Genomic DNA, 12,010 nt, shown 5'->3' with positions numbered 1-12,010 from the left:
GACCAGCACGGCAACCGTGCGTTTTGTACTCAGTCACGGGCTCCAACACCCAAGCGCGGGGCAAACTGCACGGTCTCGTCTGGCTACCACCAGACTTTACCGTACTGGTCAGTACTGAACATACAAGACGCCGAGCATTCATCCGAGCTGGAAACATATCGGTGTCCAACGCTTCAACCCAAGCCCGTCGACGTCGCGTGTGCGAAGCCAATTTCAGCCCTTCGAATCCCGTCGAAACCGACACATCTCCGCCGCCGCACCGCAATCAATAACTCGCCACAATCGACAACGCGACGTCCGCTCCGCCTCGCAGGCTATCGATATCCCGTCGCGGAGAATTACCAAACAGCCGGCTATATTCCCGGTTGAACTGCGTCGGGCTCGCATACCCGACCCTGAACGCCGCCGACGCAGCGTCGAGCCGCTCGGCCAGCATCAGCCGACGTGCCTCGTTGAGCCGTATCCATTTCTGGTATTGCAGCGGACTCATGCCGGTGAGCTGACGGAAGTGGTGATGGAACGTCGAACTGCTCATCTGAACCTGCGCCGCAAGGTCATCGACACGCAACGACTCGTCATAGTGAGCGCGCAGCCACCGGATCGCGCGCGACACACGGTTGCACTGGCTGCCGGTGGACGCAATCTGTCGCAGGCGGCCGCCCTGGTCGCTCGTCAGCAGCCGGTAGTAGATTTCCCGCTCGATGTACGGGCCGAGAACCGCAATGGCGTGCGGGTCGTCCAGCAGCGCGAGTAACCGATTCAGCGCGTCGTACAGTGGTTCGGTCATGTCGCCGACGACGAGTCCGCGGCCTGCTGGCGCATCGTCGTGATCCGGCGCGACTTGCATCATCAGTTCGGCCATGACGCGAAAATCGAGCTTGAGACCGAGCCCGAGAAACGGTTTGTCGGGGCTGGCCTCAATGATCTGCGTCGAACCGGGCAGGTCGAGAGACGTGATCAGAAAGCGATCGGCATCGTAGATGTAGGCATCCCCACTCTGCATGACCCGCTTTGCACCTTGAACGACGAGGCCGAAGCTCGGCTCGACCATGCACTCCATCGGCTGCGTCGGCGCTTCCCGTCGGTGAAAGCTCAAGTTGGGAATGGCCGTGTCGAGGTGATCGACACCTTCGGTCCACCTCGCGACGCGCTCCGCAAGGGTCCGTCGCAGTTCGTTCTCGCGGCTGCGGCCGGTCGAACGGTGGCTTGCCTGGTCGAATGCCGCGATGGCAATGTCGTCGTCTTGTTGGCCGGATATGTATCGGGCGGATGCCGGGTGCATGACTTCTCACTCAGGTAATCGGGTCGACAGGCATGCCGTCGACGTGCAGGGGAGGCCGGCAACGCGTGCACCGCCTGGAATCGCGGCACGGCCGTCTTCACGGAAGGCATGTGCGTGCCGCGACTGGCGGACTACTTCGTTGCCTGCGATGCGCAAAACTGCCAGCGTCGCGATTTCGCCGCCGGTGCCGTCGCGCGCTCGTCGACCGTGCGCCACCAGCGTTCGCCGCGATGCGGTGTGTCGAGATCGAGGCGTTCGCCCATCCGCGGCGTCGACAGCTCGATGCCGCGCACGAGCGCCAGCGCCGTGACGCGCTCGAACGGCTCCTGCCAGCGATGCATCGCGAGGTCGAACGTGCCGTTGTGGATCGGGATCAGCCAGCGCCCGCGCAAATCGATGTGCGCCTGCACGGTTTCTTCCGGCTGCATGTGCACGTAAGGCCATTGCGTATCATAGGCGCCTGTTTCGATCAGCGTGACGTCGAACGGTCCGAGGCGCTCGCCGATTTCCCGGAAACCGTCGAAATAGCCGGTGTCGCCGCTGAAGAACAGGCGCAGGTCGTCGTCGACGATCACCCACGACGCCCACAGCGTACTGTTGCCGTCGAACAGGCTGCGCCCGGAGAAGTGCTGGGCAGGCGTCGCCGTCAGCGTCACCCCGGCCACGTCCACGCTTTGCCACCAGTCGAGCTGGCGGACCTGGTTCGCGTCGATCCCCCATTCGATCAGCCGATCGCCGACGCCCAGCGTCGTCGCGAACACGCCGGTGATTGCGGCGAGCGCGAGCACCGTGTCGCGATCGAGGTGATCGTAATGGTCGTGCGACAGGATCACGCCGCGCAGCGGCGGAAGCTCTTCCAGCGCAATCGGTGGCGCATGGAAGCGCTTGGGCCCGATACGCCGAAACGGCGACGCGCGCTCGGCAAATACCGGATCGGTCAACCAGAATTCACCGCGCAACTTCAGCAACAGCGTCGAATGGCCGAGCCGGTAGAGGCTGCGATCGGGCGCCGCCTCGAGCTCCGCGCGGGTCAGCGAATCGACCGGCAACGTGCCGGCAGGCACCGTATGACGCGGCTTGTTGACCAGCATGTTCCACGCGATTCCCAGCGTCTTGCCCAGTCCTTCGGCGGGGCGCGGAGCAACATTGGCAAAGCGCTCGCCATCGTGCTGCGGCGAACTGCCGGACAGCGTCCGGCCACGTCGGGCGGCCGCGAAACCCAGAATGCGGTGAATCAAAACGAGAGGCGATGCCATGTCGGTTCATCCGGAGAATAAAGTACACTAAACAGTGTAGTTTATTTTTGGGATAAGTAAACTGCCCGGTGTAAAATTTCTCGATGGATACCAGCACTCCCCCTCAGCGTCTGACCGACCGAAAGCGCGCGGCCATCGTCGATGCGGCAATCGAGGAATTTCTCGCGGCCGGCTACGATGCGACGAGCATGGATCGCATCGCTGCGCGCGCGGACGTGTCGAAGCGCACCGTCTACAACCACTTCCCGGGCAAGGAGACGCTGTTCGCCGCGATCCTGAACAAGCTGTGGGAGGCGACCCGGACTGGCAGTTCGCCGACCTATCGCGCCGACGTACCGCTGCGCGAGCAACTGCTCGCGTTGCTCGACCGCAAATTGCGCTTGATGAATGATGAGGCCTTCCTCGCGCTGGCGCGTGTCGCGATCGGCGCGGCCATCCATTCGCCGGAACGGGCGCGCGACATGGTCGAGCGTCTCAGCGAGCGGGAGGAAGACCTCACGGTCTGGGTGCGTGCGGCAGCGGCGGCCGGCCGCCTGTCGGTCACCGATCCGGTGTTCGCCGCGCATCAGCTGCATGGCGCCGTGAAGGCCTTCGCGTTCTGGCCGCAGATCACGATGGGCCAGCCGCCGTTGACGGCGCAGGAGCAGCAGAAAGTTGCGGAATCGGCTGCCGACATGTTCCTCGCGTACTACGCGCGACCGGACGACGGCGTCGCACCGCATCGCCAGCAAGACTGAACGCGCCACCGGAAGCATCCAGATCGACGGACAGCTCGAAGCCACTGCGATGTGCGCGCGGCGTCGACGAGCGGGCAAACCGGCGATCCCTGGAAGCACGAACGCCAAATGGCGCCCACCCGTGTCGATCGGCCATCTGGCCTAGACTGAACGATACCGCCGGCGCATCCGAAGCCGGACGCGAGCAACGACCCATGAAGACGCTGTTGATCGTCTATCACACGATGACCGGAGGCACGCAGCAGATGGCCGCAGCGGCTGCCGCAGCGGCGCGCGAGCAGCCTGGCGTCGACGTCAGGTTGCAGCGCGCGGACGCAACGAGTGCAGCGGACGTGCTGGCCGCCGACGCGTACCTGTTCGCGACGCCGGAGAATCTTGCGGCGATGTCCGGCCTGATGAAGGATTTCTTCGATCGCTGCTACTACGCGGCGCTCGATCGCGTGAACGGCCGGCCGTATGCGGCGATGATTTGCGCGGGAAGCGACGGACAGAACGCGTTGCGCCAGATCGACCGGATCGCGACCGGATGGCGGCTGAAGAACGTGGCGCCCGGGCTGATCGTCTGCACGCATGCGCAGACGCCAGAACGTATTCTCGCGACGAAGACGATCGACAGCGAAGCACTCGCGCGCTGCGCCGAACTGGGTGCGGGCCTTGCCGCGGGACTTGCGCTGGGCGTTTTCTGATGCCGGATGCGGCGGCGTCGATCTGCCGAATGAACATCGACAGGATTGGCGGCTGTTCGCGCAATACTCATTCCGCAAACGCCGAACCCGCCGGGTCCCGGCACTTCAGCTGTCTTTTACCGTGGTCGAAGGCCGGTGATATTCAGGCCAAAGACGCTTCACGAGATCGCGCGACGCGCCGTAGGCGTAGCAACTGTCGATCTTGAGCGGCTTTCCTTCGCTGTCGCGGTAATCGAGCGACGATCGCCGCATGCCGACCATCGTCTGATAGGCCGTCGTCGCGATCGGGCCGAGCAATTCCTTCAGGTGTGTGCACGTATCGCAGGACGGCAGGCGCTTGCGAACCTCGCTGTTCCAGCCGGCGCCGATGTTCAATCCGACGAGCGCCTGCAGCGAGTCGCCGCCGCCCGGACACTGCGCATACGGATGCGAACGAATGAACGTGGATACGGCGCGGACGACCATGTCGACGTCGAACACCAGCGTCACGCCGAGATCGTGGAGCGGCGTCCGCGCCACGACCGTCCGCGCGCCGCCGGGCGGTGTGAAATCGCTGGTCTTGCGGTCCGCGAGGCAGGCCGTCACTTCGAACAGGCCGTCGCTGCGCCGATAGCCGCGCATGTCGATCTGCCGATGGTGAATCTCCTCGCGCGTGATGCCGTCGTGTGGGGTGTCGTCTTGGGAAACCATGCATCCGCTCCATCTCGTGTAACCGGGGCTTTTCGCAGGCAACGGGATCGCGCCCGGCTGACCGGGCGCGTGGGGAAAAGCAGGCGAGACATGCTGCCAACGAAGTCGATGCGGCCATACTACGCACTTTCCGATATCTTCGTCCGCGCCGCGATCGATGCGGACGCAACGAGTCGTGTATCGATGCCGGTGCACACGAGCGTCAAGGACGCGTGTCGCGCGACGTCGCAGGTCCGCACAACGCGTCGCGGATGCGATACGCCGCCGTTCGACTGTGGGTCGCGCGGAAGATCGCGTATCGGTCGGCCCGCCCCGATTTCCGGCCGTGGCCGCGAATGGCGTGACATCCGGAAGCGTATCCATATAATGCGCAACACGACCGCGCGGACGCATTTCCGGTGCCCCGAATCGGGTGAATGCAGACCGGTGAGTCAACCGGCCGTCCCGCGTACCGGTATACTTCCACTCCTGCCTTGTCCGGCATCGAGGCCGGGTGCCTGAAAACAGAGTGGCGTGCGCGATGCGGCCCCGTAGTATTCCGCACCGGCGGCAGGCCGGCCGCGCGCATGGCGGCGAAGCTTTTGTGCCGCGCGGCATGGCCGCACGAACCACACCTTATATTCCTGGTGGATTGAATTTATGGGTTTTGAACAACTTGCCGAATTGCGGGCGCAGCTCGCAGCGAAGGCCAAGCAGGAGCGCAACGCGAAGCGGCCGGCAGCGCCGACGGACGCCGGTGTGAAGCCGAAGTCCGGCGACCAGCCGTCCCGCGGCGCCAAGCCGGGTGCCGGCGCGAAGGCGCAGCATCGGGCGAAGCCTGCCTCGGCAAAGCCGTCGGCGCCGGTCGATCCGGTCATCGTCGCAATCGGCAAACTGCAGCGGAAGTTTCCGCGCGCGTTCCCGAAGAATCCGGCCCCCAAAGTGCCGCTCAAGGTCGGCATCTGGGACGATCTCGCCCGCGAAGCGCAGGCCGTCGGCCTCAACGAAGCCGAACTGCGCGAAGCGATGTCGACGTGGTGCCGTGGCAACCGCTACTGGTCCTGCCTCGTCGAAGACGCGGTGCGCGTCGACCTGCAGGGCAACGAAGCCGGGCGCGTGACGCACGACGATGCGGCGCGTGCGCGCCGCCTGAAGGCTCGCCGCCCGAACAAGGGCGCGGCGCAGTCGGCCAAGGGGGCGCCGCAGCAGCCGAAGGCCGAGCAGCAGGCCGAGGCAGCTGCCGCGCCGCAACCGGCGGAAGCCGAAGCGGAAACGAAGGTGCAGACCGACGTCGCGCCGCAGGTCGAGCAGCAAGCGGCCGGCAACGAGTAATCCGCACTGCGCTGCCGTCGACCGTACGGCGCGTGCTCGCATGCAGGTTGCATGCGATGAATCACACGACAGACCGACTTGCCTCGACAGAGGCAGGTCGGGACTGCCTTCACCGGCGCCGATCCGGCCGGGACATTCCCCTCTCTCTCGTCGAACAATCAACGCGACCGGACGGACAACGTTCGATCCTGGCGCACACGATATTTCGACCGTGCTGATGGAACGTAAATAATACGCATCACCGATTAATCCGGTGCGTCAGTCAGATAATTCGTTTTACGAAATGATGGCGTGAAAAACGTCGATCGACGCGCGCGCGGTCCCGTGTGCCCATCCCGACAAAACGGCGCGCGATAATCACGGCTGGATCGTCGGACTGCGGGCAAGCCAATCGCCGCGATACAAGCAGCCTTTCGAAAAGTAAGGCAAGCCCGCGTCGGCCCCGAGTCATGCTCAGCTTCATCCACGTCGATACAACCCGGATCATGAACCCGAGACATTCCGCGATTTTCGTCGCGCTCGCCGCCGCTGCGCTGTTCGGCGCCGCGACACCGCTTGCCAAGGCGCTGATCGGCGCGATGTCGCCGTTCATGGTTGCGGGCCTGTTCTATCTCGGCAGCGGCATCGGGCTCGGCATCGGGATCCTGCTGCGCGGCTGGCACAGCCGTCGCGCACCGGCTGCGGATGCGGCGCCGCTACGGCGTACCGATCTGCCGTGGCTGGCCGGTGCGATCGCGGCGGGCGGCGTGGCGGGCCCGGCTTTGCTGATGCTCGGGCTGTCGAGCACGCCGGCGGCGACGAGTGCGTTGCTGCTCAATCTCGAAGGCGTGCTGACGGCGGTGATCGCGTGGGTCGTGTTTCGCGAGAACGTCGATACGCAGATATTCGTCGGCATGGTGGCGATCGTCGCCGGCGGCACGCTGTTGTCGTGGACGCCGGACCGCGCCGGCGTGCCGGTCGGCGCGTGGCTGATCGTCGGTGCGTGCCTGTGCTGGGCGATCGACAACAACCTGACCCGCAAGGTGGCCGCGAACGACGCGATGGTGATTGCGTGCCTGAAAGGGCTGATCGCCGGGCCGGTGAACATCGGCATCGCGCTGGCGACCGGCGCGACGCTGCCCGCGATACCGGTTACGGCCGCGGCGATGCTGACGGGGCTCGGCGGCTACGGGATCAGCCTCGTGCTGTTCGTCGTCGCGCTGCGTCATCTCGGCAGCGCGCGCACCGGCACGTATTTTTCGATCGCGCCGCTGTTCGGGGTCGTGTTGTCGTTGCTGATCTGGCCCGCGCTGCCGCCCGCGACGTTCTGGATCGCAGCTGCGCTGATGGCGCTCGGCATCTGGCTGCACGTGCGCGAACGGCACGAGCACGCGCATGAGCACGAGCGGCTCGAGCATACGCACCGGCATCGGCACGACGACCATCACCAGCACTCGCACGATTTTCCGTACGACGGCGACGAACCGCACACGCATCCGCACGTGCATTTGCCGATCACGCACAGCCATGCGCATTTTCCGGATATTCATCACCGGCATCGGCATTGATCGTGTCGTGAGCAATGCGTGTCGCGCGTCGCAAGGTGACCGTTTATGGGAAACGCGGACAGCCGGTCGTCGACAGGTCGTCGACGCATGTGCCGGCGACCGCACATCGAAGGCCGCTCGTCACCGGGTCGCGTTGAGGGTGCGGAATGCGCTCCGTTAACCGGATCGCGCGTTCGACGATCATTCGGTCGATGTTGCGCGCGATGCCGGCTCGTGGAAGCGGAATGTGGCGTCGAAGTCGCGTAACGGCAGGTTCTCGCTAGCGACGCGACGAAACAGACGACGGTACGTACGTTGCCGCGCCGATTATCGCGCGCGAGGAAAGCAGAAACCGAAATCCTCGCAGCCCGGGCATCCGGGGGCGGGCCCGGGCGCCACACCGAGCGATGCGGCCACTTCCTGCGCAAGGAATTTCTTCCAGCGCAGATGCGCGACGTTGTGCGCGGCAAGCGCGGGGAAAAAGCGTTCGAGCATCGCGGATACCGCGTCGCGCCCATCGAGCCCGAGGTCGCGCCACAGATGATCGGGGCGCAGACACGCATGCGCGATGATCGCGGCGAGGCAGTCGGCATCGTCGCGAGCGACCGCGGGATTCGCGTCGTCCATCAACCGCGCGTGCAGCGTCGCGACGAATGCCGCGTGCGTGGCCGGCAGCGCTGGCGGCGTGACCGTCGGCGCGAGTGCGGCGATATCGGCGGATCGCAGATGCGGAAACTGCCGGGCCAGCAGCCAGGCGAACCGGTCGGGAGACAAGCCCAGCAGCGTCAGTTCGTTACGCCCCGCGCGTGCCGCAACGAGTGTGCCGAACAACCGGGCATCGGGCACGTCGGCGTTGGCTGTCGCAGATTGCAGCGACTGCAACGCCTGTTCGTACGTGCGATCGGCCGAAGCGGTCATCGTCAGCCTCCGGACGGGAACCAGGCCGAACGCATGCGACGTGCACGACGTATCACCATCGCGATCGTCACACGATCACTCGACGCCGACGATCACGCTCGACGCCTTGAAGATCGCGGACGCAGCGGTGCCGCTCGCGAGGCCGAGACGATCGACGCTGTCGTTGGTGACGATCGCGACGATCTCCGCGCTGCCCGCGGCCTTGATCACGACTTCCGAATTGACCGCGCCCTTCGCGACCGACGCGACGGTGCCCGTCACGCAGTTGCGCGCCGACACCTTGCTGCTGTCCACATCGACCATCACGATGACCGACGATGCCTTGACGAGCGCGAACGCCTTCGTGCCGGCCGCGAGACCCAGCGACGCCGCGCTGCCGTGGGTGATCACGGCGACGATCTCGAGGCCGTCCTGCGTGCGCAGCGTGATTTCGTCGTTGACGGCACCGGGCTTGACGGCGCCGATCTGGCCGGCGAATTGGTTGCGGGCGCTGGTTCGCATGATGATTCTCCGAGGTGGATGCCGCGGCCGGCCCGGCTGCGGCAGCAGATGAATGGAAATGCATCGGCCAGTGTACCGGCAACGCGGGTGGGCGTCGCCCAGCGGATGCCATGACGCGCATCACGAAAACTCGCTGTCATCGCGCGTTTCGTGCCGGCGGCGATGACGCTACGGCGCTGACGGGCCGCTCGCGGGCGTCGCGGCGGCGGAGCCGGCAGCCGTCGCGCCGTCGCTCTCCCACCCGCCACCGAGCGCGAGGAAGAGCCGCACCTGGTCGGCCGCGACCTGGCCTTCGGCCGCCGCGACCTGCGCCTGCACGCTCGTCAACGTGCGCGTCGCATCGAGATCGGCGATGAACGATTCGCGGCCGGCCGCGTAGAGACGATGGGTTTCGGCGGCGGAATTGCGGGCCGACTCGTACGCGGTGCGCAGCGCGTCCGTACGCTGCACGTCGGCGGCATAGGTCGCGAGGCTCGACTGCGTTTCGCGCAGCGCATTCAGCACGACGCCGTCGAAGTGCGCGAGTGCGCCGCCCGTCGCGGCTTCGGCCTCGCGCACGCGCGCGCGCTGGCCGTTGACGGGGAACGACCAGCTGATCAGCGGACCGAACGACCAGCGATTCGTGGTGGACGAGAACAGATCGGCGGCGACGCCGACCGAGCCGGCCGACGCGCCGATGCTGACCGACGGGTACAGCGCGGCGGTTGCCACGCCGATCCGCGCGGTCGCGGCGGCGAGCTGCCGCTCGGCTTCGCGCACGTCGGGGCGGCGGCGCAACAGCGCGGCGCCGTCGCCGATCGGAATCGGCTGACGCAGCTTCGGCAGGCGTTCGCATTCGGCGGCGGCCTTCGGCAGATCGGCCGGCGCGCGCGCGAGCAGCGCGGCGAGCTGGTACTGCGCGACCTTGCGGCGGCCCTCGAAGCGCGGAATGTCGGCGGAGAGCGTGCGCACCTGCGTCACGCCGCGCGTCACGTCGGTCTGGTTGCCGCGTCCGGCATCGCGCAGCCGCTGCGACAGTTTCACGCGCTGCTGCTGCAACGCGAGCGACTGCTTCGCGATCGCCAGTTCGTCGCCGGCCGAGCACGCTTCGACGTACGCGCGCACGACGTCGGCCACGACCGTGATGCGCGCGAGGTCGCCGGCCGCCTTGACGGCCTCGCTGTCCGCGCGCGCGGCTTCGACGCCGCGCCGCAGCTTGCCGAACAGGTCGAGCTCGTACGACACGTTGATGCCGACCGTGCCTTCGTTGACGACCGGCAGCTTGTTTTCGAGCAGGTATTGCTCGGCCGATTCCTGCGCGCGCTGCACGGCCGCTTCCGCGCCGCCCGAGAATCCGCCCTGTTCGTTCGCGACCACCAGCGCCGCGCGCGAGCGGGCGAGGTTGGCCGCGGCGACGCGCAGGTCGGTGTTCGACTTCAACGCGTCGCGCACGAGCCCGTCGAGGACCGGGTCGTCGTACAGCTGCCACCAGTTGCCGGGCACCGCGTCGCGCGACACCAGCGCGCCGTTCGCGTCGTCGAGCGCATGATTCGCGAGCGGCGCATTGACGTACGCGTGCTGCGGCAGCGTGTAGTCGGGGCCGACCGACTTGCACGCACCGAGTGCGAGCGCCAGCGGGGCGAGCGTTGCCGCGACGCGCAGACCGTGCTGCTTCATTGCGAGGCTCCGGTGGCGCTCGCGGCCGTACCGGACGCAGCCGGAACTGGCGCGCTCGCCGATGCGGTGCTGGCGCCCACCGGCTTCGCGTTGTCGTTGCGGCGCGCGTCGGCGCCGCGCATCGACACGGTCGCGGTGCGGCCCGCGATCATCCGGAAGTCGTCGGGCACCTCGTCGAGCACGACGCGCACCGGCACGCGCTGCGCGAGCCGCACCCAGCTGAACGCCGGATTCACGTTCGGCAGCAGATTCGCGCCCTGCGTGCGGTCGCGATCCTCGATCGCGGCGACGATGCTCTGCACGTGGCCGCGCAGCGCATGCGGCTCGCCCATCACGATGATGTCGACCGGCTGGCCGATATGGATGCCGCGCAGCTTGGTTTCCTCGAAGTAGCCGTCGACGCGGAACGAGTTGCGGTCGACGACCGACAGCACCGCGCGGCCGGTCGGCACGTACTCGCCGACGCGCGGGGCGCGGTCGTTCAGGTAGCCGTCCACGGGACTGACGATCGTCGTGCGCTGCAGGTTCAGCTTCGCGGTGTCGAGCGACACCTGCGCATCGGCGACGCTCGCTTCGCCCTGCTCGACGCGCGTGCGGCTTTCCTCGACCTGTTCGCTCGCGACCAGGTTGCCGAGCTGCAGGTTGCGCGCGTATTCGCGCTTCGCCTGCGCCAGCGTCGCGCGGCGCTGCGCGAGCGTCGCTTCGGCGAGCCGCTCCGCGAGCGCGTAGCGCGCCTGGTCGATCACGAACAGCACCTGGCCGCGCTTGACCTCCTGGTTGTCGGCGACCTGCACCGACGTGATGAGGCCCGACACGTCCGGCGCGACCTGGATCACGTCGGCGCGCACGTGCCCGTCGCGCGTCCACGGCGAGAACATGTAGTAGTTGATGATGCGCCACAGCACGAGGCCGGCCACGACGACGACGATCAGGGTGAGCAGGACTTGCCCTGCCGAGAGCCAGGTTTTTTTCACGTTAGGTAGCCACGAGTTGGTGGGACACGATCACGACGGCGGCCAGCACGAATACGTAGATGCCGAGGTCGAAGATCGAACGGTGCCAGACGAGGCGGTAGAAGCCGACGCGTTCGAGCACCGCGCGCACGACGATGTTGATCAGGTAGGCGATCAGCATCAGCACGAGCGGGGCCGGCACGAACACGCCGAAGATATCGATTTCGCCGATCATGGTCGCGGTCGGAAGGACAAGGTGGAAAGCCGGCTCATGCGCGCGCTCCGTCCGGCGGCTGCGGCGCTTGCGCGGACGCGGCCGGATACAGCGACAGGCGCAGGCCGACGAGCGCATGCAGCGTGTCGCGCAGCCGGCGGTGCGTGGCGGGCACCGCGGGTGCGGCCGTGCCGTCGGTCGGCGCGGCGTCCGGCAGGGTGCGGCCGGCCACGCGCCGCAGCGCGTCGTCGATCGTCGCCAGCAGCGCGGGCGGCGCGGG

At 66.9% G+C, this 12,010-nt stretch carries 12 protein-coding genes and 1 pseudogene; 4 read left to right on the top strand and 9 right to left on the bottom strand.

The features are described 5' to 3' along the window. Positions 1 to 265: 265 nt before the first annotated feature. Together MMB92_RS34220 and MMB92_RS34215 are read right to left on the bottom strand one after the other, a co-directional pair. Positions 266 to 1,282 (bottom strand): AraC family transcriptional regulator, encoded by a 1,017-nt coding sequence (locus tag MMB92_RS34220; RefSeq protein WP_006491931.1) that lies wholly within the window; start codon positions 1,280 to 1,282, stop codon positions 266 to 268. A gap of 131 nt (positions 1,283 to 1,413) precedes the next feature. Continuing rightward, entirely contained in the window at positions 1,414 to 2,538 is a 1,125-nt protein-coding gene (locus MMB92_RS34215) for an MBL fold metallo-hydrolase (RefSeq protein WP_275525934.1), read from the bottom strand. Between the two features lie 83 nt (positions 2,539 to 2,621). On the opposite strand from MMB92_RS34215, the gene MMB92_RS34210 reads away from it, so the two are divergent. Together MMB92_RS34210 and MMB92_RS34205 are read left to right on the top strand one after the other, a co-directional pair. Further along, a complete protein-coding gene (locus tag MMB92_RS34210) occupies positions 2,622 to 3,275 on the top strand; it encodes a TetR/AcrR family transcriptional regulator (RefSeq protein WP_006489088.1) in 654 nt (217 codons plus the stop codon). Positions 3,276 to 3,469: 194 nt separating this feature from the next. Then, a complete protein-coding gene (locus MMB92_RS34205) occupies positions 3,470 to 3,961 on the top strand; it encodes an NAD(P)H-dependent oxidoreductase (RefSeq protein ID WP_006489078.1) in 492 nt (163 codons plus the stop codon). 105 nt (positions 3,962 to 4,066) lie between these two features. Here the strand turns inward: MMB92_RS34205 and MMB92_RS34200 are convergent, their stop codons facing one another. Then, positions 4,067 to 4,651, bottom strand: coding sequence for a DUF2889 domain-containing protein (locus MMB92_RS34200; protein ID WP_006497843.1), 585 nt, complete (start codon positions 4,649 to 4,651; stop codon positions 4,067 to 4,069). Between the two features lie 639 nt (positions 4,652 to 5,290). Here MMB92_RS34200 and MMB92_RS34195 point away from each other — a divergent pair. Further along, complete coding sequence (locus MMB92_RS34195) at positions 5,291 to 5,962, top strand: ProQ/FinO family protein (RefSeq protein ID WP_006497845.1); 672 nt, start codon at positions 5,291 to 5,293, stop codon at positions 5,960 to 5,962. Between the two features lie 485 nt (positions 5,963 to 6,447). Further along, the gene (locus MMB92_RS34190; RefSeq protein WP_277563241.1) at positions 6,448 to 7,509 is read left to right on the top strand and encodes a DMT family transporter; all 1,062 of its coding nucleotides are present in this window, start codon (positions 6,448 to 6,450) and stop codon (positions 7,507 to 7,509) included. Between the two features lie 306 nt (positions 7,510 to 7,815). Here the strand turns inward: MMB92_RS34190 and MMB92_RS34185 are convergent, their stop codons facing one another. The 6 genes and pseudogenes from MMB92_RS34185 to MMB92_RS34160 all read right to left on the bottom strand — a co-directional run. After that, positions 7,816 to 8,406, bottom strand: coding sequence for a nitrogen fixation protein NifQ (locus MMB92_RS34185; RefSeq protein ID WP_277563240.1), 591 nt, complete (start codon positions 8,404 to 8,406; stop codon positions 7,816 to 7,818). Between the two features lie 75 nt (positions 8,407 to 8,481). Beyond that, positions 8,482 to 8,907, bottom strand: coding sequence for a TOBE domain-containing protein (locus tag MMB92_RS34180; RefSeq protein ID WP_077056899.1), 426 nt, complete (start codon positions 8,905 to 8,907; stop codon positions 8,482 to 8,484). A 168-nt stretch (positions 8,908 to 9,075) separates the two neighbouring features. Next, entirely contained in the window at positions 9,076 to 10,563 is a 1,488-nt protein-coding gene (locus MMB92_RS34175; protein WP_212150688.1) for an efflux transporter outer membrane subunit, read from the bottom strand. After that, positions 10,560 to 11,537 (bottom strand): HlyD family secretion protein, encoded by a 978-nt coding sequence (locus MMB92_RS34170; protein ID WP_277563239.1) that lies wholly within the window; start codon positions 11,535 to 11,537, stop codon positions 10,560 to 10,562. The genes MMB92_RS34175 and MMB92_RS34170 overlap by 4 nt, the downstream gene beginning before the upstream one ends. Position 11,538: 1 nt before the next feature. Then, positions 11,539 to 11,751, bottom strand: coding sequence for a DUF1656 domain-containing protein (locus tag MMB92_RS34165; protein ID WP_006481008.1), 213 nt, complete (start codon positions 11,749 to 11,751; stop codon positions 11,539 to 11,541). Between the two features lie 34 nt (positions 11,752 to 11,785). Further along, positions 11,786 to 12,010: pseudogene (locus tag MMB92_RS34160) on the bottom strand (FUSC family protein); the annotation flags it as partial.

The organism is Burkholderia sp. IO2 (genome assembly GCF_029522185.1).
Classification (GTDB): Bacteria; Pseudomonadota; Gammaproteobacteria; order Burkholderiales; family Burkholderiaceae; genus Burkholderia; species Burkholderia cenocepacia.
Note: the sequence above shows the minus strand (reverse complement) of the source record. Positions and strands in the feature narration are given on the sequence as shown.